We start from the raw sequence: 21,541 nt of genomic DNA on the forward strand, positions 1-21,541 counted from the left end.
TTTCATTGTTGTCTACTTGACAGGGTGCCACTGGCCTCCCGCTTGGGAAGGACCCAGTTGGGGCGCGGGAAGTGGCAGGTGTAGCCGCTCGGATAGCGATCCAGATAGTCCTGGTGCTCCGGCTCTGCTTCCCAGAAATCGCCGACAGGCGTCACTTCGGTGACGACCTTGCCCGGCCAAAGTTCCGACGCATTCACGTCGGCGATCGTCTCCTCCGCCACCTTTCTCTGCTCGTCGCTCACATAGTAGATCGCCGAACGGTAGCTTGTGCCGATATCGTTGCCCTGACGGTTCTGCGTCGTAGGATCGTGGATTTGAAAGAAATACTCCAGGATGCGCCGGTAGCTCGTCTCCGCTGTTTCGAAGACGATTTCGATCCCCTCCGCATGAGTGCCATGGTTGCGATAAGTCGCGTTCGGAGTATCACCGCCAGTATAGCCGACACGAGTCGAGATGACGCCGGGAAGCTTCCGTATCAAGTCTTGCATTCCCCAGAAGCATCCCCCAGCGAGTATAGCGCGCTGATGCATGTATAAACCTCCTCAATCTAATTGAGATATTTGCCGTAGCCCTCGCTCTCCATGTCGTCGCGATGAATGCAGTAGCGTAGGCCAGCCCGATTAGCCCAGCCATCCGGGAAGACAAACCGAGATGGCTGTCGCCGTGAGTGGATCTAACCTCGGTCCTTATTATCCCATGGGAGGTGTCCCGCAGCTCGTTGATATTTGCGGAAACGATCTCCTTCGTGAAATTTGACCACCCAAAGGAGGACTAGACCCAAGCTGCAAATCGGTGATTTCTCGAACATCCATGTCTAGAATATCCCATACCGCATTGGAAAAGCAATGGTTCTCAAACTATCTTAGACCTTCGTGAGATCCTCAACCATTATACCCGCGGTATGCGTGAGTCAAACCTGTTGTGTTTTACTGTTGAACTAAGCAGAACATTTGCCGCGTCCTTACTTACCAGATCAGAGAGCAACTGGATACCTTGTCCGGATTTTGCTGGAGCCTACGTACTGCAGAAAGCGCGCATGGCCTAGATACGAGATTGTGGATAGATGATAGGTATGTGGAATGCTGCTGCTGGAAATAGTTACCCGCAAGGTACATGAAAACGGCCTACACAATATAGTGTGTAGGCCGGTAATTTATCTAAGCCCGCTCATCTTTCTTTCCCAATATTCTTTACAAAGGGAGATCAATTCTTTCGCTGCTTGATTCAGATAGCTGTCTTTTTTATAGCTGGCGGCAATTTCCCACACTGGATGCTGACGTAGAGAGAAATAGGAGACATTCGAAGTGGAGCTGGCATAACTGATTGGAAGGACTGAACAACAAATGCCCTCGGCGACCAGTTCGAACAAAGTTTGACAGCTTCGCGTTTCCAATAAAATTGGAGGTGAAATATCATCTTCGGCCAAGAGATCGTCATAAATTTCCCGTAAAGTGGAGCCTTTCCGCATGACGGCGAATGAATCCTCTACAAAGTGGTTAAGGCTGATTTCAGGAAGTGGTTCCCCCAGTCGGCCTCCTAAATGAGCGAGTGGGTGGGAGCTGGGAGTACACAAAATTATCCGCTCAGAACAGATTGGAATATAGGCATCTTTCGTTTTCTGAGTCTGCTGAAGCGTGACAAAGCCGATATCCAGATTGCCTTGAGATATGGCATGTTGCTGCTCTTTGACGGTCATTTCAAGGGGCTCGATCTTGACTTTGGGATATTTATTATAAAAACCCGGATAAATGGCTGCAAACATGTCGGTACCTCTTTCAGGAGTTAAACCGATCTTTAGTGTTCCTTCTTTGATCTCAAGCAGGTCATTGATTTTGTTGTAGGTCTCTTTCTTGATTAACAGGATACTTTTGGCGTTTTCAACATAGATAGCCCCTGCCTGAGTCAGATGCCAATTATTTCTGGAGCGAACGAAGAGCTGCGTACCCAGCTCATTCTCAAGCTTCAGGAGCTGCTGATTGAGTGCAGATTGCGTAACGAATAGTTTTTCCGCAGCCCTGGTAATGTTGTTGTCTTCGGCAATTTGAATAATGTATTCCAACTGCTTCAACTCCATATACTGTCGCTCCTCAACTCTTAAATTAATTTAGAGAAAACGTATTTTAATCACTTTTACTTTTCGATAAGACTAGATTACTATAAGTTCAATTCAGGAACAAGTGCTTATGAGAGGGGACAATCCATGTGACTGTTCAACGTGTTGAAAGTGAAAAGCCGCTGTATATTCAGGTTAATCCGAAGGATAATATGGCGATTGTTGCCAACACTGGCGGACTGCCGGAAGGAACGGTATTTCCTTGCGGCCTTAGGCTCCTGCAAAATGTTCCACAGGGTCATAAGGTGGCACTTGCAGATTTAAATCGAGATGAGGCGATTATCCGTTATGGAGAGGTAATCGGGTATGCGATGAGAGGGATAGCGAAGGGGAGCCGGATCGATGAATCATTGGTGAGAATGCCGACACCGCCTCAATTGTTAGAGCTCTCAATAGCAAGCAACTTACAACAAACCATTCCTCCGTTGGAAGGCTATACGTTCGAGGGCTACTTGAATGAGGACGGAAGTGTTGGAAGTAAAAATATTTTAGGCATTACGACCAGTGTGCAATGCGTAGCCGGCGTGTTGAATTTCGCAGTGAAGAAAATTAAAGAAGAACTCCTTCCTCGATTTCCAAACGTCGAAGACGTGATCGCACTAACGCATACCTACGGCTGCGGGGTGGCGATTAACGCGCCTGACGCCATTATTCCGATACGCACAATTCAGAATCTCGCGCAAAATCCGAACTTCGGCGGGGAGCTCATGGTCGTCGGACTGGGGTGTGAAAAGCTGCTTCCCGAACGGATCGTCCCTGAAGGCTCCAGCGATCAGATCGTAACCCTGCAGGAGAGCCACGGGTTTATGCCCATGGTCAGATCGATTATGGCGATGGCGGAGAAGCGCCTTGACAGATTAAACAGCCGGAAACGCATGACTTGTCCTGCATCTGCGCTTGTAGTTGGTTTGCAATGCGGGGGAAGCGATGCATTCTCGGGAGTTACAGCGAATCCGGCTGTCGGATACGCTGCCGATTTGCTGGTACGTGCTGGAGCTACGGTGTTGTTCTCCGAAGTTACGGAGGTCAGGGATGCCATTCACTTATTAACACCTCGTGCAGTGAATGAGGATGTTGGGCTAGCTTTAATCCGTGAGATGGATTGGTATGATGATTACCTGCATCGTGGCAGCGCGGATCGCAGCGCGAATACGACACCTGGGAATAAAAGAGGAGGCTTGGTCAACATCGTCGAGAAGTCGCTCGGATCTATCGTCAAATCGGGTACGAGTCCGATTGCCGGTGTCCTATCTCCTGGTGAAAGAGCAACCCAGAAGGGGCTGCTGTTCGCAGCGACGCCTGCCAGCGATTTTGTATGCGGTACGTTGCAACTAGCTTCCGGCATCAATGTACAGGTGTTTACAACTGGAAGAGGCACGCCTTACGGATTGGCTGCCGCTCCGGTCATCAAAGTATCGACGAGAAATGCGTTAGCAGAGCAATGGCATGATCTGATAGATCTAAACGCGGGAACCATTGCGACGGGGGATGCGACGATTGAAGAAGTGGGCTGGGAGCTGTTCCATCTCATTTTGGATGTTGCGAGCGGGAACAAGCGAACTTGGGCAGACCATTGGGGGCTGCACAATGACCTCGCTTTATTTAACCCTGCACCCGTCACCTGATTTTGTATCGTTCACATGCTACATCTTATAGATAAATCGAATCGAATTAACCCGGCTGTCGGGTGAGACAAGAATATGTTCCGATTGCCGACAAGATCAAAATATATGCTTTTAGGCATTTGTCCAACGACACAATTGTGCCTACTAAAACCTGAAAATTCAAAACTACTGACGGATTCTGGAGGTATGACAGCCGAGAAAAAACTCATATATTAGTTAGATTTAAGTGATATATCTCTGAAAAAGAAATGCCAGTAGCAGCAATGTTGCTTGTTTGAGGAGAAGAATATACATACATAAAAAGCCGCGGTTAGCGCGGTTTTTTATTTTTTATGGATTTACTGATTTAAGTAAACAACACCATCTTTTGAGGTGGTGTTTTTTGGGAGCCAGTAGGCATATTCTTTCACACTTATTTAATCGGCTAGTTTGCTCCTCATCAATCTGAAATATCACCATCCAAAATCTTTAACCGTTTGATATCTTGAATCGGCGAAAGACCGAACAATCTGGAATATTCGCGGCTAAACTGAGAAGGACTCTCATAACCTACCTGAAATGCGACGTCGGCAGCATTCATCGATTCCGATAACAGCAGGCTCCGAGCAGCCTGCAATCTCAACTGCTTTTGGAACTGAATCGGAGTCATCGCGGTAATTTCTTTAAAATGCCGATGCAGCGTGGGCATGCTCATATTCACATGCTCGGCAAGCTCCTCGATACGAAACGCGTGTTTGTAATTCTCCTTTATATAATCAATTGCCGCCTTGATTCGAAAAGCTCCGCCGCCTTCGACAGCCAATTGTGTTAGGGTACTTCCGTGTTTACCTTGTAGCACGCGGTACAGAATTTCTTTGACTAACATCGGAACAAGCAACGGAATATCCTTCGGCTTATCCAGTAATTGCATTAATCGAGTCACGGCATCCAAGAGAGGCACATCCACCTCGTTAATAAATAATCCTCGTTTCGCTTGTTCTGTGGAAGATGGTTGAATTCCGGATTCCTTCATGACCTGCAGGACTTCTTCCGGGGTAAAATTGAGTTTCAGCGCCATATAGGGAGCTTCTGGAGATGCTTCAGTGATTTGACTGATGACTGGCAGTTGAACGGAGGCCACCAAATATTCTGCTGGGCTGTACCTGTATCTTTCCTGAGCAAGCAGTACTTCCTTCTGTCCTTGAAAGACAAAACAAATAGAACGTTCGTGAATGCCATGCTTCGGCTCGGTCACTTGGTTTTGGTAAAACAAGAAAAGCGAAGGAATGGAAGTCGGATGGGCGCCGTTCTCGCGATTTGTAAGCCGTTCGATGCTCCGTGCGAGCGTCTCACGATATTCATGCGGTTGTTGGGACATTGTACTCTCCTGTAGGGGTTGTTTGTAACCCATCATAGTATACACAGCGTTCGCGTGCAAGTGGATGTGATAGGATTAGGCAATCAAATGAGACGATTGTGATACCCCATGCCAGTTTGTATGGTGCATAATGATGAAGCTCGAGATGAGCCATAATAATATCGAATAATGGAGGAGAGATAGCATGATTACATCACAGATACCTATTGGCTCCGGTTTCGGAGCTTCTACAACGGCAGCCGAGGTCATTAAAGGGGTCGATTTGACCGGGAAGATCGCGATCGTGACGGGTGGTTACTCGGGCATCGGCTTGGAAACCGTTCGCGCGTTCCGCTCCGCCGGAGCCACGGTCATCGTGCCAGCCCGCGATATCGCGAAAGCAAAATTAAATTTGGGTGACATGACGAATGTTATCGTGGACGCCATTGATTTGTTGGATTCGGCATCCATTGATGCCTTTGCTGAGCGATTCCTCAGCCAGTTCGACAAGCTTCATATCCTCGTCAACAATGCGGGTATAATGGCAACGCCACTGGTACGTGACGAAAGGGGCAACGAATCCCAGTTCGCAGCCAATCACCTCGGCCATTTCCAGCTTGTTTGCCGCCTATGGCCGGCACTCGTGCGAGCGGAAGGCGCACGCGTCGTTGCACTCTCATCCTATGCCCATCGACGTGCAGGAATTGACTTCAACGATCTGAATTTCGAACGACGCGAATATAACCCTTGGTCCGCTTATGGCCAATCGAAAACCGCTAATGCGCTGTTTGCCGTCGCGCTCGATTCGATCGGACAGCCCTATGGCGTGCGTGCGTTCTCCGTCCATCCTGGCGGCATTGCAACGGATCTGCAGCGCCATTTATCGAAGGCGGAAATCGATACTCTCGACATCCTTGACAAGTCTGGGAAACCAATCATCGATCCCGACAATAATCGAAAAACACCTCAGCAAGGCGCTGCCACCAGCGTATGGTGCGCAACAAGTCCTCAGCTTGACGGCATGGGAGGCGTCTATTGTGCGGATTGCGAGATCGCACAGGCGCTGCCAAGCGATGAATCGACCGAAATGCACGGTGTTCGGCCACGTGCAACCGATCCTGTTGCCGCCGGCCGTCTATGGCAGCTGAGCGAGCAGCTTACCGGTGCGAAGCTTACTCATTGAGAGTTGACGCATTGCAGACTGCACGAAGTATCATGTGGAACAAACCATAAAACGAAAGGCGTGAAATTTTATGAAAAGCGTTGAGTTGGGATCACAAGGTCTAAAGGTAAGCCAAGTAGGCCTTGGTTGCATGGGCATGAGCACCTACATTTACGGACCGAGTGACGATGAACAAAGCTTATCGACGCTTCGCCGGGCGAGCGAGCTCGGCGTTACGTTCTTCGACACCGCAGAAACTTACGGAATGGGCCATAATGAACAATTGCTAGGCCGCGCGCTCGCCGGCATACGCGAACGTGTGGTTGTCGCAACCAAAGTTGGGTTCGGCTTCACGGATGACGGCCAGATCAAGATTGTAGACGGGAAACGCGTCGTGGACGGGAAACCTGAGCATGTCGTACGTGCTATCGAAGGGTCGCTACGCCGCTTGCAGATGGATTACGTCGATCTCGTCTACTTACATCGCATCGATCCCACCGTACCCATTGAAGAAACCATCTCGGCGATGAGCAGATTGGTAGCCGATGGGAAGATTGGCCATATCGGGTTGTCCGAAGCCGCGCCCGACACCATTCGCCGCGCACATGCCGTTCATCCCCTTACTGCCGTTCAGACTGAGTATTCATTGTTCGAGCGCGGCGTAGAAGCTAACGGAGTACTCGATACGGTCCGAGAATTAGGAATCGGGTTCGTTCCATACTCTCCACTCGGACGAGGTTTCTTGACCGGACAATTCAAGGCGGATGAACTTCACTAAACAGACTTCCGTAAAACCGATCCTCGGCTTAGCGGAGAAAATCTTCAATCCAATACGCGTATTGTCGAGGCGATAAGCCGGATAGCCGAAAGCAGGGGCGTCCAGCCTTCGCAACTCGCTTTGGCCTGGACAATTGCCCGCGGCTGCGTCCCGATCCCCGGTACTCGCCGAATCTCCTTTTTGGAAGAAAACATCGCCGCCGCGGATATCACACTCACGCCAGACGAGCTAGCCAAGCTTGACGAGGCAGCACCCGTAGGCAGCACGGCAGGCGAGCGATATACTCAAGCCAATATGGCATACGTAAATAAATGAGGTGATAACTTGAACGAGCTGCAAAGTTTATTAAAGAGCAGGTTCGATGTGATCGAGAAGAGAATCGGCTTGGTTCTGAATCAGTTGGACGATCAGCAAGTAAACTGGCGTCTTAACAAGTCAAGTAACCGTATTTCGAATTTAATCTTTCATATGAGCGGGAAAGCGAGAATGGTATTGGATGAGAACTACATTACAACGACTATACCGAAGCGGAGATCGTCAGTATGAGCCAAACTGTCCTCGTTCAAAGCAAATCGTTGGCGAGAAAAACACAACGGCCCTTGGTTTTAGGCGCGCTTGTACTGGCGATGTTCATGTCAGCTATCGAAATGACGATCATTTCAACCGCTATGCCCAGTATCGTTGGAGAATTAGGAGGGTTTTCGCTGTATAGCTGGGTTTTCTCGGCATTCTCGTTGATGCAAGCCGTGACGACGCCGATTTATGGCAAGCTGTCCGACTTGTTCGGCCGGAAACCCGTTTTTATCGTCGGGATCGTTATTTTTCTAGTTGGTTCCGTCTTGTGCGGTCTTGCAACATCGATGCTTATGCTCGTGATCTTTCGGGTGATTCAAGGATTCGGCGCGGGCGCGGTCCAACCGATTGCCATGACGATTATCGGGGATATGTACTCGGTTGAAGAACGCGCAAAAATCCAAGGCTATTTCTCCAGTGTATTTGGCGTTTCATCCGTGATCGGGCCGCTCTTCGGAGGCATGATAGTTCAATATTCCCACTGGTCTTGGATATTTTGGATGAACGTACCGCTAGGACTATTGGCCGTCGCAGGCGTCATATTTTATTTGCACGAGGGCATTGAGAAGCAAAAGCGTTCCATCGATTATGCGGGGTCCGGCTTGTTTTTCATTACCATCACGTCTCTGATGGTCGTATTGATTCAGGGAGGCGTTGCCTGGAGCTGGACATCGCCGCAGATTCTCGCGTTATTACTTGCAGTTGCAGTAGGGGCCGGATTGTTTCTAAGGCAAGAAAGCCGTGCTTCAGAACCGATGATGCCGCTGCATCTCTGGAAAAACCGTTTTATTGCCATAGGCAATACGGCTACGCTCACGTCAGGTGCTATCGTCATCGGACTGACAAGTTTTCTTCCCGCATATATTCAAGGCGTCATGGGGGGCACTGCTTTCGTTGCTGGCTTTGCACTTACGGCAATGACGATTGGGTGGCCGATCGCCGCATGGTTGGCGGGGTATTCCATCATTAAAATCGGTATTCGTCCAACCGCGGTAATCGGTGGAATCGCCATCTTCATAGGTTCGTTGTTTTTCGTCACACTGGATCCCTCTAAAGGTCCGATATGGGCTGGAGCCGGGTCGTTTATTATTGGAGTCGGAATGGGATTCTCCAATTCCGCCTTTCTAATCTCGATTCAGAATAGTGTACCCTGGCAAATGCGCGGAGTCGCGACGGCTTCCAACATGTTCATGCGCCTGCTAGGAAGCTCGGTGGGAGCGGCAATGCTAGGAGGAGTCATGAATTTGAGGTTTAAACGTTTTATTTTAAGCGAGGATAATCCGTTAGGAAATGTTATATCAATGGATAATATTAACGATATTCTAAATCCGTCCAGATCGCGTTCGCTACCGTTAGAGGAGTTACACATCCTACAAAGCGGCTTGACTATCGCTCTTCAACAAGTTTACTGGGGCGTGTTTGCGCTTGCCGTTATTACTATGATCGGAACGCTATTATTGCCAAAAAGGAGACGGACTCAGCTTGAAGAACACGCACATCATGATGATGTGCAAAAGAGAGGTGAAAGCACATGAAGCTAATCGATTTGAGCGTATCTATCAGTCCAAAGATTCGCGAGCCTTTGCCCGCTAAGATTGAATACGCAAGCCATGAAGATGGTGCCAGACAAGCTGCTGCAGTTCTGGGTCTGCAACCGGACAACTTTCCGGAAAGCAAAGCCTGGGCAACGGAGAGCGTAACCCTGAATACCCACGCTGGGACTCATATTGATGCACCGTGGCATTACTGGCCAACCTCGGAAGGGAAGCCTGCTCGGACAATCGACGAATTGCCGTTGGAATGGTTTTTCGGGGACGGTGTACTGCTGGATTTCAGCGATAAACCTTCGGGGTATGAAATTACGAAGGACGACATGAAAGATGCGCTCGCCCAAATCGGATATACATTGAAACCCTTCGACATTATCCTCATCCGAAGCGACGCGGACAAGCATCTCTTTCATGAGCAGTACGCTTTTTTACACGCAGGAGTATCAGCCGAAGCTACCGAGTGGCTGCTAGATCAGGGTATTAAGGTCGTGGGAACAGATGGCTGGGGCTGGGACATTCCGCTCAACATACAGGCCGAAGAGTACCGCAAGGAGCCGAGAGAGGGCGTTCTGTGGGCTGCCCATTATGTTGGCAAGGACCGTGAATATTGCCAGATTGAAAAACTCGCCAATCTAGATCAAATTCCAAAACCGTTCGGATTTAAAGTATGTTGTTTCCCAATTAAAGTGGAAAAAGGCAGCGCCGGTTGGTCAAGACCTGTAGCGATTATAGAGGCCTAAGTAATTACGGCATTTATAGGAGATTAAATAAATGAAAAATGATTCAATAACGAAAAAAAGATGGATGGCTAGAGCCTCCATACTTGCCCTTGCGATTTCTTGCGCATTAGTGTTTGTTACAACTGCTTTTGCTAGCAATGCTTCTCCTTGGGAGCTCCTCGATGAGGATGGCACAGCGCGTACAACCGAAGGGTCGGGAAGTTCGGCCTACAATCCCCAGGTTGATGCGACTATTTATGTTTGGAGAGGTGCTACCAACAACAACATCTATTTCCAAGCTGGATATGGTGACGGGCGAAACGCACCACATCAAGCGTTTCCCTATAGCTCGTCGGCGAACTCACCTTTTATCGCTTCAGTTCGGAATGGATGGATAATCTTGCATCGCGGAACTGACAACCGAATATATTTCACCACGAACGTTGGAATCGGGGGAATCACTATTGATCGTTTCGCGAATTGGCAGCCAATTGAGGTGAACGGGATATTCGAGACCACGAATGATACTCCGTCTGTGACTGAGACGACCGATGGCAACGTTACTGTCTCTTACCGAGGGACCGATAATAACCTGTATACGGTTGAGGGCCACATAGACAATGGAGGGACAGTTACTTGGAACAATAATAGGGCAGTGTATAATAGACCCGGTGTTCAACAGTCTTCAGGTTGGGGACCGGCAATTGTATCATTGGCTAATGGTTCACAGCGCCTTTTCGCGAACTCTCAGAACCCAGGGCACGCGCCATTTTATATGACAAGGAATAGCGCGTATTCGAATTGGGAGTATGCTCCCCGCTCAATCCCTGGCGCTCCCCAGTATTCCACAGGCAGAGCGACTGCACGCGCCATTGGAAATACGCTTGAAGTTGGATACCTTGAGGCGAATTATTATGGCCAGCCAATTCCTTCAAGTGCTGAAGGTTACAATATGATAAGGACGGCCTATGATATTAACAGAGGTTGGACTGGATATCCGCAAGCCGACGAACAAGGCTGGCGCGAAAACAGCGGATTCTCGATTAATGTAGCGGACGAGATGCACAATGTATTTTTTTCCCAAATGATGCACAGCGCAAATAGAAACAACATCAATCAAATGTATGTCAAATACGAGTCTGTTTTCAGCCTATTTAAATAAAGAGGTCATGCTGGTGCTTACCTATATCATGTGCATGATTTGCTAATTACAAGAACTTAGGAGGGTTTCCAATGGGGATACTTGACAATAAAATCGCTGTCAGAAGAAAATAAAATATTAGACTGAATATGTTGGTCCCACGCGGATTTTCGAATTATAAAACCGTCAGATCTCGTAATAAAGTATTAGACTGGTCCCAACTATTAAAACAGCGTCATCCGTGGACGAGAAAATAAAGTCCTAGACTGACGCTGTTTTATTGAGTTAACGTTTCCCGTAGTTTTATGGATTAGTCATGTGATTATTTTTGACCAATCAAAATTTTAAAGTCAATAGTGACTTGTTTCAGATTCATCTTTAGAATTTTTTCTATGCGATCCTTAGAAGTTCCCCAGGATAATGGCGTCATACCAAGTAAAGGTTCAATTAAGGGTTCACTCAGGTTTACTTGATATCGAATGCTTTCAACACCTAGTAACTTGAACTGTTCGTTGAAATAACTAATTGTAGGTGTATTTGAATAAACCTGTTTATCTGACCCCTCGTAAAAGATTTCTCTTAATTCTTTTAGATAATCTTTTTCGGGGACAATTTTAATCACCAAACCATTATCAGTTATCAATCTCTGGAATTCTGAATAATTTACCGGTGAAAGAATGTTTAAAATAAATTTAAATTGCTGACTTGCAAATGGACAGTTTGCAATGTCCGCGACACACCAAATCGCATTTGAATATTCAGCTGCAGCAAAACTAATTCCCTCTTTTGAAATATCGATTCCTACAGCCAATACAGGGTTGAGTTTTTTCTGCTGTATTTCTATTTGTATGTTATTTAAGTGAGAGCCTTCACCACAACCTGCATCTAGTATGCTTATAGGTTCATTGCTCTGGAATTGACTCATTATAATTTCACTTACAGCAGCATGTAAGGGATTAAATAAACCGCTTTTGCTGATTACTCTTCTGTATTCGAAATTTTTTTTATCATACTTAGTACTACCGGCTCGAGACAATAGGTTTATATATCCTTGTTTTGCTATATCAAAACAGTGCTGATTGCGACAAACTAAACTTTGTAAATTGACCATTTGCATCTGTTTTTTACATAATGGGCATATAAAAATCTCCTGAAAGCTTTCAATTTTCCCAGCGCTCATCAACTTTTTACTTTTTTCGAACACAAAGAAGCACCCTTTCATTCGTATTAGGTGAATGAAAAAAGGCACAGTCAAATAGACCCAAGCAATTTTTTAAAAAAAGCTGGGTTATGTGAGCTGTACCTTACATTACCTTAAACGAATGAATTTGATGATCATACTTAAACTCTCCCTCATTGTAATACATTAAAACACTCTAATATTAACATGTTTAGGTGGCATGATAAACCATTGTATTAAACTTCCATTTAGCCTTAATGAAGCACCGTCAGTCTAGAATCAATACGAACACCCTTTGTTAAGCTGAAAGCAGATGTCAACTGGCTATTAAATTAGCTATTAAACTATCTAGAAACGATAGCACATTAAACAGGAAGCAAATTGCCGTTCATTCAACGGGCAGTGTACTTCCAATATGTGTTTATATTGGTGGAGTCGGGCAAGCAGTTCGGCGTGGCAATATGTAGGATTGAAGTTGATTTTAGCGAATATACATAGGACGAATGTTACAGGAGGAGACCATGTAGTCGAAAACACGTGTTTACATCTAAAGTTCTTGACATCACCCTTTGTTTCCCTGAATCTATTCAGGGTACAATAATCTCTATAAAGAAAGTGGTAGAAAGGATGTAGTATGAATGAATATGAATATATTCATCGTCGAGGACGATGTCTCTATATTTAAATTATTGAAAGAAAGGTTAGAAAAATGGTCTCTGCATCTCTCAGAACCACGTAATTTCGAAGACATTCTAGGTGATTTTTTAAATGAGCAGCATCAGCTTGTCATCCTGGATATACAACTTCCAAAGTTTGATGGTTTTCACTGGTGCCGGGAGATTCGTGCTATTTCAAAAGTCCCAATACTCTTTTTATCATCAAGGGATCAGCCGATGGATATGGTCATGGCCATGAACATGGGAGCAGATGACTATATTCAGAAACCGTTCAACATAGATGTTCTGATTGCGAAAATTCAGGCCCTACTTCGCCGTACTTATGCCTATGGAGAAGAGGCGGCCGATGTAATCGAATGGAATGGTGCCGTATTACTTATGAATCGTGGTGTGATTCGTAAGGATGGCACAGACGTCGAGCTCACAAAAAACGAATTTTTCATTCTCTCGACGCTTATTAAAGCCAAGAATGAAATCATAACCCGGCATGAGCTTATAAGAAAGTTATGGGAGGATGAGCACTTCGTCAATGACAATACACTCACTGCAAATATTACACGTTTACGCCAGAAACTGGCGCTCCTTCAGTTGGAAGAAGCCATTGTTACAAAAAAAGGATTGGGTTACATGGCAGCCACTTTTTAGGGAAGGTGAAGCACATTGATGTTTTTACGATATGTTAGTAGTATGAAAAGCTGGATACTAATGTTTAGTATGCTAATTGGATTTACGAATGTACTACTTCTAATAGATAAAGGAATTGCCTTACAGATCAGTTCGATCGTTTATTTGGATTCGATATTACTGATATCGTTTATCATCTTCTTCCTATCGCGCTACTTGAAAGAAATGCACTATCTTCGCTTGCTTGTGGAACGAACTAGAGACATGAGCGAAAATTGGATTGAAGCCTTGCCCACTCCCGCACATGCAAGAGATAAAATCGTAAGTGAGATTTTGTATGCCGTAGATCGGTTCCATAAGCAAAAACTGTCGGATATGAACAAGACTCAAAGGATGGAAAGCGATTATATCGCATCTTGGGTGCATGAAATTAAGGCGCCACTTACATCACTGAAATTAATTATTGATGCGAATCAACATGATAGAATCATGCAAAAAATTGAAGCTGAGTGGTTGCGAGTTTATTTACTCGTTGATCGGCAGCTGTATATATCGCGAATGCCTATGCTACGTTCGGATTACGTACTAGAAAAAACATACATACAGCGACTAGTGGTGAAAGAAGTCCGTGATTTGGCTTCCTGGTGCATGGAGAAGAACATTGCAGTCGAGTTCACAGGGGATGAGACTGAAGTGATAACCGATATCAAATGGTGCCGGTTTATCATTCGCCAGATATTGATGAATGCAGTAAAATATAGTCCCGAAGGCGGAACCCTCCTCATTTCGACTGAAATGTTGCCACCTGGAAATGTCGTACTATACGTGAAGGACGAGGGACCTGGTATTCCGAGGCATGATCTTCCCCGTATTTTCGACAAAGGGTTCACGGGGGGAAATGGGAGAATTTACAATGCGGCAACTGGCCTTGGCCTGTATCTGGCACGGAACGTTGCAACGATGATGGGTATTACGCTCGACGCACAATCAGATCAATCGAATGGAACTGTTATGAGAATGATTTTCTCAACTAAGAATGATTTTGAGGCAGTCAGAGAATGAAATTTCAAGTATTTATACCAACTATGCAGTCGGGGATCTTCCCGTCTGCTTTTTTATATCAATAAAAGCAATGAAATCAAAGCAATATGACAATAATGTAACTTATTGCTTTCAAATATCATCTAATACGTGCGACGCAGCCGGATTTACATCTTACAATAAGGATAAATCCAATAGGAGGTCTGATATGAATTCAAATTCGCCAAAAACAATGCTGCATGCGCAGAACGTTCATAAAACCTATGGTAAAAAAGGCAGTGTTCAGGAGGTTTTAAAGGGAATCGACCTTCGTGTGGCAGAAGGGGAATTCGTGGGTATCATGGGGCCATCAGGATCAGGTAAAACGACTTTACTTAATGTTCTTGCTACGATTGATCGCCCGACAGATGGGACAATCTTCATCGAGGATGCAGATGTGTCCAGAATGAAGGACACCGAGTTATCTTCTTTTCGCCGCAACAAATTAGGGTTTATCTTCCAAGATTATAATCTGTTAGATACGTTGACGGTTAAGGAAAATATCCTTCTTCCCATTTCCCTTGGGAGAAGAAACCGAACGGCGGCGGAAGAGGAATTCAAGGCTATTACTCAATCCCTGGGTATCGAAGGGCTGGAGCACAAATATCCGCATGAACTATCTGGCGGCCAAAAACAAAGGACTTCTGCTAGCCGCGCTCTCATCCATCGACCTACCATGGTATTCGCCGATGAACCGACAGGTGCCCTTGACTCCAAATCCGCCTCTGCTTTATTAGATACCATTGCAGAACTCAATAAAGAACGGCGAGGTACAATTGTGATGGTGACGCATGATCCTGTGGCGTCCAGCTATTGCAGTCGTGTTATTTTTTTGAAAGACGGCTTGGTTTACTCGGAAATTTACCGCGGCAATAAAACGAGGTCGTCCTTCTTCAAAGAAATTATGGATGTCCAAGCCATACTTGGGGGTGACACCGTTGACGTTATTTGAGCTCGTCGTTCGTAGTATGCGAAAAAATATTAAACATTATTATCTTTATTTCTTCGCACTTATTTTTAGCACGAGTCTCTATTTTGTGTTTTCCACATTGCAGCATGACACATCAATTATCGCAAATATAGATAAAAGCGCTAGATTTTTAAGTTCATTTCAAGCGGCCAGTTTGATGCTGCTGCTTATCGTGGCTGTGTTCACGATCTATGCGAACAGTCTCTTTTTGAATCGACGAAGTAAAGAAATCGGGTTGTATCAGTTGATCGGCTTGACGAAAAGAGGGGTCGCACGATTCCTCCTTATCGAAAATGCTCTTCTTGGCTTAGGGGCACTTCTATTCGGGATCGGCTCCGGCGCCCTTGTTTACCGGATCTTCCTGCTACTTCTTTTTAAACTTTTGGGTTTTGAAGGATTAGTCTCAGTGAAGTTTTCTTTCTCGGGTGTTACGCAAACGGTAGCCGTATTTGCCGCGTTAATCGTAGTCACTTCCATACAGATGATACGAAAAGTATATGCTAATACGTTGATTGATCTGTTTCAAGCGGAGAAACAATATGAACATCCTACCAAGCCTACATCTATCTCGGCCGCGATCTTCGCGCTGCTCGCCGTAGCGCTCATTGCGTACGGCTATCAACATTCCGGGCATTTGTCGGACGACACCTTGCTCATGGACATGTTCGTGATTCTTGTATCAACAATTGCAGGTACGTATTTGTTGTTCCGCGTAACGATCAGTTGGTTCTTCTATCGGTTTCGAAGAAGTGTCAATGGACATCTCGAGCTTAAGTATGCTCTGTCGCTAGCACCGCTCATGCACAGGATGAAAGCACAAGCCAATTCTCTAACTTTGATCACCGTGCTCTCTGCAATGACCCTTACGATGGTCGCGGTGGCTTATTCGCTCTATGTTTCCGCTGGAAACGACACGCGTATTGCGTTTCCGTATGATTTCGTTATTCAGAATGGCGAGACGAATGCAAAGATGTTCAGCGAGGAAATGACTAGTGAAGGGATACGTTTCGTTCATAATCAGGTAGAAGCCGTGAAAATAGTGGGCACGATCCGAGATCAATCCGAACATGCCTTTGTTGAGGATGACGAATTGCTCTTTCTACCTGCGGAACAGCTTCAGAATGCAGGAGCGTATATGAAGGTCCCTCCTCAACCCGGGGAAGCCGTCATTTTTAACGGAAGGGCAAAACTCGAATCATCGATAGCAGAGCAGGAATATAAGAATTTTCCTAAAGAGATTGAGCTAAATCTGTCCGGAAGCGAGAAAGGGCCTCAGGTATCGGGGCTTATAGAGAGATATGCGATTAATTATGACGTATACGGTCTTCAACTTGTAATATCGGAGTCAACTTTACAGGAACTTAAAGAGAAGATGATATCTTCTCCCCAGTACAAAGAGGAGAAGATGAGACAATACCCCCGATATGAAACGATAACTCTCGATACGTTCCAGATACCGGACAAAGAACAACGTGTCAAGGCCTCGGATCTTTATGCGAAATTCTTGCCTAAAGGTGACTTTGTGTCTGATTATGAGAAACAGTACCACAATGCACTCCAAAATTTTGGAATGTTTATATTCATTGCCGGATTTCTTGGACTCCTCTTTCTGATTTCGACAGGTAGTATCCTCTATTTTAAACAAATCATGGAAGCAGATCAGGAGAAAACCAGCTTTATTACGTTAAGACAACTAGGTTTTGAGACGAAGGACATCATGAAAGGTATTGTACGTAAGCAACTATTTGTTTTTGCTATACCGCTTGTGATTGGGATTTCGCACGCTATATTCGCCGTGAAAACAGTCTCCATAGCCGTAGCCTCAAATATAATCGTGCCATCGGCGATAGCCATGGGTATTTATTTAATGATTTATGTCGTATTTATCTTGTTAACTATCGGTTATTACAAAAGAATCGTTCAAAATGCCATGTAGTGCCTAATGCACTCTTATAGTCATTGTAAAGGAGAATTTCGTTCATGAATAATAGAAGAGTCCCCGTATTGGCATTGATCATTGTCATACTGGCTGTCGTATTTATAGTGCTTTACAAGTCTGTCGTAGATCGATTTAACCCTTTCCTTTCAACAGCATATGTCTATGTCCAAATCAATCAACCCCCAGTGCCTAGTCATGGACGAGTAGAGTATAAACTTACCGGGTACAATGCAGAGGGTGATAAGGAAAAGGTCAATTTTACAGCAAGTACAGAACTTCCTAAGGGGACCTATTTAAAAGTATTGGCCAAGGGGGCCTATGTACAAGAATGGGAAAAGATCAATCCGGAAGAAGTACCGTCTGCAATCAAATGGTAAAAGGCGGAAAATCTCCGGTCTAAGAAACGCGATCTCCATATAAAGATTCTCTATACTGACCAGCCTTGTTGTTAAGATAGAGTTGTTCTTTAATAAGTAATGTGGGACAATTAAGAATGTTACTATGTGCAAATCAATCCGAGTTCTGCAATGTCATTTAACGCTAAGCTTTTAGGATGCTTTCTCCTTAATCTATTAACCTAACGAAGAGATTAATTGAATAATTAAGATTCGCCTATATAAAGGAGAGTATGCATGAATATTTCGATAAATTTAAAAAACGAACGTACTTCTACAAGGTTAGTAATGTCAACTAGCATTGGATCCAATGATCATCTTAAAACGAATATTAAGGACAAGCGAGATGAAAATAAAGAAAAAATAACGATTAGTTCACAAGCTCATAACATGTTCAACAAAAGTCGTTTGGAGAAACCAATGTTGCAACGTTTAATGGAATATAAACAAAATATCTTAGAAAAGCGTAATGATTATGTTTCAAATGCAATGGAAAGAGGAGCCAGCCCGGATGAAATAAAATCCGGACTTGATAAGATGGATGAGCAAGTCCAAGACATTGACAAACAAATCCAGCTATTAAAACAAGAAGAATTACGCAATGTGAAAGGACTAGATGATAAAAAACTCAAAGACGACAATGGAGATCCTGACAAAACTTCATCAATAGATGCTTCTGTACAAGTTACGGCGGACACGATGAAGGCAGTCATTTCTACGAGTAACGAAGTTAAACAAGTTAAAAGTGTTAAAATGGCTCAATTGACACTTCGTAGCGAAGCTTTAAATTGGGCAAGCAATCCAGCACGTTTCGCACGGTTACAAAAAAAAGCGGATGAGTTGGATGGGAAAATGATTCATACATCCCAAAATGCAGTGACGAATATGAAGCAAGTTATCGAAAATAGTCACGAAGATACTAAGACCGACGAAAAGGACATAGTTAAACCAGTTACTAATAACGGTAATGATGTAGAAGGACATCCAGAAATAAGTCAGAAGTTTGACATAACTCTTTAAAAAAACAAAAAACGCTGCTAGCATATTTGCTAGCAGCGTTTTTTTAATGAATGATGAGAAGTAGAAAACGCGGCGTCGACAGGGGCACGGCATATTTGGCTGTAATAAAAGTAGAACGCAAGTCTTGAATGAGGAAATCGAGGCTTGGTAATCCTCATCAGTTTCACTTGATCTGTTTGCTTCTCAGCTGACCGTAACCACTGTCGTAATATACTGTCGTAATATAGTACGACGACATATATTATTGGGTCACTTAATGACGCTATTGAAAATGGTGATGTTGATGATTCAGTATTGATTAAAACAAAAGAGCTATTATTAAAAGAAATAGCTATCCATATAAATACAATAATATATTGGTCATTAGAAAGTGAGGAGTTAGAGGATTGTTTTGCCGTAACTCCATTTATTAGATGTATTAAGGAGATGATATAAACCGAACCGGTAGTAACGAAGGATATGCAAACATGGAGAAAAAATTGTACGGAGCAGTCTCCGTTGGACTAACGGGACACTTTAGCGTAATACGGAAACGGAACGGCTGTCGATGAATCGGCGGCCGTTTCTCAACGAATGGGCAGATTACGCTAATGCGCTACTACTAGTGTTAAAGGTACAATTAGGGATTAATAAAGAGCGAGGAGTTTATCCATGCTTGCCCAACTACCAAAATACAGAAAAAAAGAGATGCAATTTCATCATCAGTGCCCTAACAATATACTAGTGCACTTTGAAACGCAATTGTTGCAAATAGAAATTTTGTCAGGTCCGACTAGTAATTTTTAACTTCGGAATTATCCCGACATTGAATGATAGGATTGGCTGCCGTTTCCACGCGAAAGGGCAGAATACTACAAAAAATACGATAAATCAGTTGTATTTTACAACAGACATTGCTGATATAATTGCCTTATTGAAAAAGGTAAAACGGAAGCATATTAAATGGAAAAGGTATATTCATGAAAATGAATCCATTATATGGGGGAATTTTTAGAATCTTACCCAGAAAGGAACCTTCAAGATCAATGGGAGATATAACTGAGCAAAGAATCAAGGAAGATGAGTTAGAGAGGATTGAAGAACTACACAAGCTTATTTCTGAACATTCGCAGGACGCTATTTTGCGTTTAACTCCAGATGGAATAATCACATATGTGTCACCAGCTATCCGTAACCAGATTGGATACGAGCCAGATGAACTTATCGGGAAATATGTCTATGAACTTTGGCATCCAGAGGATTTGAACGGTGACTGGTTAAGGAAGGGTAATTCTGATAGCAGAATAATTGTTTATCGTCTTCGTCATAAACACGGTCATTATATATGGCATGAAACACACTCAAAAAAAATTAGAAATACTTCTGGAGGCATTCAACATGTGATTTGTATCGGGCGTGATATAACAGAACGAATACATTCCGAAGAGTTAATACGCAGATCAGAGAAACTCTCCTTAGTTGGTGAACTTGCGGCTGGCATCGCCCATGAAATTAGAAACCCATTGACGAGCTTACGAGGATTTATACAGATGTATATGAAAGAGGACATTGATAGTACAAGGAAATTACGAAATGATACCATGTTATCGGAAATTGATCGAATCAATGGAATTGTCAGTGAGCTTTTAATGCTAACTAAACCTTCAACTGAAGCATACGAGCTAAGTGACTTAGTAGATATATTAAATCACGTTATAAGATTATTTGAAGGACAAGCAAACCTTTATAACGTTCAAATAAAGAAAGACTTCGATGTACATTTACCGTTCATTCAGTGTCAAAACAGTATCAAGCAAGTATTTATCAATGTATTAAAGAATGCTATTGAATCCATGCCTACAGGCGGAGATGTGATTATACAAGCCAGGCAAATAAACGATAAACTAAACATTCGAATTAAAGACACAGGTTATGGAATCCCACAAGAAGAAATGACCAAGATTGGAAATCCTTTTTTTACTACAAAAGAAACAGGAACAGGATTAGGATTAATGGTTTCAATGAGGATCATTCAAGATCATAAGGGGGCTATACGAATTGAAAGTGAAGTTGGGAAAGGGACTATGGTGGAAGTTATTTTGCCAATAGTAAGGAGTCCTTTGGAAATTATGGACTGAAGATAAGAGTAGAGGACAAGAGAAATCCATAAACCAAATATGGGACTAAGTATTTTTTATTTCATTCCGAAGCTAAAGGGTAATTTTGTTTAAGAATCCAAGATTAAAGGTGCGAGGTGAGTTTATGGATTGGCAGTTTATTGGGAGCACTACCAACGATTCATTTATATTAAATGGAGTGGATATTTTCAAAGAAAAGTGGGTCGCTACTGGCCTATTTGCTAATGTTATTGACCCAATTTATGGAGTTAAAAAAAGCTTTATTATTTGGAAGATTGAAGACTACGAATTCACATTTGCAGCAGGAGAATTTTCAAATAATGTTTGGGGTATATATACGAATAATTAATTCAGGGTGATTGAACTCCCTCGGTATGATTTGATTTCCTCACGCAAGCTCGTCTTAAGAGCAAAGCGTTTCTCCATAGAGGGAGTTTTGCTTGATATATGTAGCGATCCTTTATTAGAGTATTAAAGAGAAATAGGCTTCCCGAGGGGGAAGCCTATTTTTATGCATAAGAATGTGTGTAAATGGAAAATTT

At 44.1% G+C, this 21,541-nt stretch carries 19 protein-coding genes and 2 pseudogenes; 15 read left to right on the top strand and 6 right to left on the bottom strand.

Annotated features, from left to right (window positions below):
- Positions 1–2 precede the first annotated feature (2 nt).
- The 3 genes from msrA to AC3WTJ_RS18140 form a co-directional block, all read right to left on the bottom strand.
- Positions 3–530: a peptide-methionine (S)-S-oxide reductase MsrA gene (msrA, locus tag AC3WTJ_RS18130; protein ID WP_492522986.1), complete on the bottom strand. Its 528-nt coding sequence runs from the start codon at positions 528–530 to the stop codon at positions 3–5.
- Positions 424–738, bottom strand: a complete 315-nt coding sequence (locus AC3WTJ_RS18135) for a hypothetical protein (RefSeq protein ID WP_492523274.1) — start codon at positions 736–738, stop codon at positions 424–426. The genes msrA and AC3WTJ_RS18135 overlap by 107 nt, the downstream gene beginning before the upstream one ends.
- 415 nt (positions 739–1,153) lie before the next feature.
- Positions 1,154–2,074 carry a LysR family transcriptional regulator gene (locus tag AC3WTJ_RS18140; protein WP_492522987.1) on the bottom strand — a complete coding sequence of 307 codons (921 nt, stop codon included), beginning with the start codon at positions 2,072–2,074 and terminating at the stop codon, positions 1,154–1,156.
- Between the two features lie 128 nt (positions 2,075–2,202).
- Between AC3WTJ_RS18140 and garD the strand changes: the two genes are divergently transcribed.
- Positions 2,203–3,738: a galactarate dehydratase gene (gene garD / locus AC3WTJ_RS18145; RefSeq protein WP_492522988.1), complete on the top strand. Its 1,536-nt coding sequence runs from the start codon at positions 2,203–2,205 to the stop codon at positions 3,736–3,738.
- 439 nt (positions 3,739–4,177) lie between these two features.
- Here garD and AC3WTJ_RS18150 read toward each other — a convergent pair whose 3' ends face one another.
- Positions 4,178–5,095: an AraC family transcriptional regulator gene (locus AC3WTJ_RS18150; RefSeq protein WP_492522989.1), complete on the bottom strand. Its 918-nt coding sequence runs from the start codon at positions 5,093–5,095 to the stop codon at positions 4,178–4,180.
- A gap of 184 nt (positions 5,096–5,279) precedes the next feature.
- Here AC3WTJ_RS18150 and AC3WTJ_RS18155 point away from each other — a divergent pair, with 184 nt between their 5' ends.
- From AC3WTJ_RS18155 to AC3WTJ_RS18180, 6 genes and pseudogenes are all read left to right on the top strand, one after another.
- Positions 5,280–6,257 carry an oxidoreductase gene (locus AC3WTJ_RS18155; protein ID WP_492522990.1) on the top strand — a complete coding sequence of 326 codons (978 nt, stop codon included), beginning with the start codon at positions 5,280–5,282 and terminating at the stop codon, positions 6,255–6,257.
- Positions 6,258–6,327: 70 nt separating this feature from the next.
- Positions 6,328–7,329, top strand: a pseudogene (locus AC3WTJ_RS18160) (aldo/keto reductase).
- A gap of 9 nt (positions 7,330–7,338) precedes the next feature.
- Entirely contained in the window at positions 7,339–7,560 is a 222-nt protein-coding gene (locus AC3WTJ_RS18165; protein WP_492522991.1) for a hypothetical protein, read from the top strand.
- Positions 7,557–9,122: an MDR family MFS transporter gene (locus AC3WTJ_RS18170; RefSeq protein ID WP_492522992.1), complete on the top strand. Its 1,566-nt coding sequence runs from the start codon at positions 7,557–7,559 to the stop codon at positions 9,120–9,122. The genes AC3WTJ_RS18165 and AC3WTJ_RS18170 overlap by 4 nt, the downstream gene beginning before the upstream one ends.
- A complete protein-coding gene (locus tag AC3WTJ_RS18175) occupies positions 9,119–9,877 on the top strand; it encodes a cyclase family protein (RefSeq protein WP_492522993.1) in 759 nt (252 codons plus the stop codon). Before AC3WTJ_RS18170 ends, AC3WTJ_RS18175 begins: the two co-directional genes overlap by 4 nt.
- Before the next feature lie 31 nt (positions 9,878–9,908).
- Entirely contained in the window at positions 9,909–11,018 is a 1,110-nt protein-coding gene (locus tag AC3WTJ_RS18180; protein ID WP_492522994.1) for a hypothetical protein, read from the top strand.
- Between the two features lie 301 nt (positions 11,019–11,319).
- On the opposite strand, the gene AC3WTJ_RS18185 is transcribed toward AC3WTJ_RS18180, so the two are convergent.
- Entirely contained in the window at positions 11,320–12,201 is an 882-nt protein-coding gene (locus AC3WTJ_RS18185; protein WP_492522995.1) for a putative RNA methyltransferase, read from the bottom strand.
- Between the two features lie 614 nt (positions 12,202–12,815).
- On the opposite strand from AC3WTJ_RS18185, the gene AC3WTJ_RS18190 reads away from it, so the two are divergent.
- From AC3WTJ_RS18190 to AC3WTJ_RS18215, 6 genes are all read left to right on the top strand, one after another.
- Complete coding sequence (locus tag AC3WTJ_RS18190; protein ID WP_492522996.1) at positions 12,816–13,499, top strand: response regulator; 684 nt, start codon at positions 12,816–12,818, stop codon at positions 13,497–13,499.
- Positions 13,500–13,559: 60 nt separating this feature from the next.
- On the top strand, positions 13,560–14,540 hold the full coding sequence (locus tag AC3WTJ_RS18195) for a sensor histidine kinase (protein WP_492522997.1): 981 nt from the start codon (positions 13,560–13,562) through the stop codon (positions 14,538–14,540).
- A 187-nt stretch (positions 14,541–14,727) separates the two neighbouring features.
- Positions 14,728–15,510 carry an ABC transporter ATP-binding protein gene (locus AC3WTJ_RS18200; protein ID WP_492522998.1) on the top strand — a complete coding sequence of 261 codons (783 nt, stop codon included), beginning with the start codon at positions 14,728–14,730 and terminating at the stop codon, positions 15,508–15,510.
- Positions 15,497–17,464: an ABC transporter permease gene (locus AC3WTJ_RS18205; protein WP_492522999.1), complete on the top strand. Its 1,968-nt coding sequence runs from the start codon at positions 15,497–15,499 to the stop codon at positions 17,462–17,464. Before AC3WTJ_RS18200 ends, AC3WTJ_RS18205 begins: the two co-directional genes overlap by 14 nt.
- Positions 17,465–17,508: 44 nt before the next feature.
- Positions 17,509–17,844, top strand: coding sequence for a YxeA family protein (locus tag AC3WTJ_RS18210; RefSeq protein ID WP_492523000.1), 336 nt, complete (start codon positions 17,509–17,511; stop codon positions 17,842–17,844).
- A 255-nt stretch (positions 17,845–18,099) separates the two neighbouring features.
- Positions 18,100–18,882 (top strand): hypothetical protein, encoded by a 783-nt coding sequence (locus AC3WTJ_RS18215; RefSeq protein ID WP_492523001.1) that lies wholly within the window; start codon positions 18,100–18,102, stop codon positions 18,880–18,882.
- Positions 18,883–19,583: 701 nt separating this feature from the next.
- Here AC3WTJ_RS18215 and AC3WTJ_RS18220 read toward each other — a convergent pair.
- Positions 19,584–19,658, bottom strand: a pseudogene (locus tag AC3WTJ_RS18220) (hypothetical protein); the annotation flags it as partial.
- 183 nt (positions 19,659–19,841) lie between these two features.
- Here AC3WTJ_RS18220 and AC3WTJ_RS18225 point away from each other — a divergent pair.
- Positions 19,842–20,999, top strand: a complete 1,158-nt coding sequence (locus AC3WTJ_RS18225) for an ATP-binding protein (RefSeq protein WP_492523002.1) — start codon at positions 19,842–19,844, stop codon at positions 20,997–20,999.
- Positions 21,000–21,123: 124 nt separating this feature from the next.
- Positions 21,124–21,348 (top strand): hypothetical protein, encoded by a 225-nt coding sequence (locus tag AC3WTJ_RS18230; RefSeq protein ID WP_492523003.1) that lies wholly within the window; start codon positions 21,124–21,126, stop codon positions 21,346–21,348.
- Positions 21,349–21,541: the final 193 nt, after the last annotated feature.

The sequence above is a fragment of the Paenibacillus sp. FW101-FHT12H11 genome (genome assembly GCF_058790355.1).

Bases quoted from the DNA above. Each gene is read 5' to 3' on its own strand.
- AC3WTJ_RS18225 (WP_492523002.1), top strand. From the start codon at position 19,842: ATGAAAATGAATCCATTATATGGGGGAATTTTTAGAATCTTACCCAGA.
- AC3WTJ_RS18140 (WP_492522987.1), bottom strand. From the start codon at position 2,074: ATGGAGTTGAAGCAGTTGGAATACATTATTCAAATTGCCGAAGACAAC.
- AC3WTJ_RS18170 (WP_492522992.1), top strand. From the start codon at position 7,557: ATGAGCCAAACTGTCCTCGTTCAAAGCAAATCGTTGGCGAGAAAAACA.
- AC3WTJ_RS18155 (WP_492522990.1), top strand. From the start codon at position 5,280: ATGATTACATCACAGATACCTATTGGCTCCGGTTTCGGAGCTTCTACA.
- AC3WTJ_RS18175 (WP_492522993.1), top strand. From the start codon at position 9,119: ATGAAGCTAATCGATTTGAGCGTATCTATCAGTCCAAAGATTCGCGAG.
- AC3WTJ_RS18190 (WP_492522996.1), top strand. From the start codon at position 12,816: ATGAATATGAATATATTCATCGTCGAGGACGATGTCTCTATATTTAAA.
- msrA (WP_492522986.1), bottom strand. From the start codon at position 530: ATGCATCAGCGCGCTATACTCGCTGGGGGATGCTTCTGGGGAATGCAA.
- AC3WTJ_RS18195 (WP_492522997.1), top strand. From the start codon at position 13,560: ATGTTTAGTATGCTAATTGGATTTACGAATGTACTACTTCTAATAGAT.
- AC3WTJ_RS18210 (WP_492523000.1), top strand. From the start codon at position 17,509: ATGAATAATAGAAGAGTCCCCGTATTGGCATTGATCATTGTCATACTG.
- AC3WTJ_RS18200 (WP_492522998.1), top strand. From the start codon at position 14,728: ATGAATTCAAATTCGCCAAAAACAATGCTGCATGCGCAGAACGTTCAT.
- AC3WTJ_RS18215 (WP_492523001.1), top strand. From the start codon at position 18,100: ATGAATATTTCGATAAATTTAAAAAACGAACGTACTTCTACAAGGTTA.
- AC3WTJ_RS18180 (WP_492522994.1), top strand. From the start codon at position 9,909: ATGAAAAATGATTCAATAACGAAAAAAAGATGGATGGCTAGAGCCTCC.
- AC3WTJ_RS18230 (WP_492523003.1), top strand. From the start codon at position 21,124: ATGGATTGGCAGTTTATTGGGAGCACTACCAACGATTCATTTATATTA.
- AC3WTJ_RS18150 (WP_492522989.1), bottom strand. From the start codon at position 5,095: ATGTCCCAACAACCGCATGAATATCGTGAGACGCTCGCACGGAGCATC.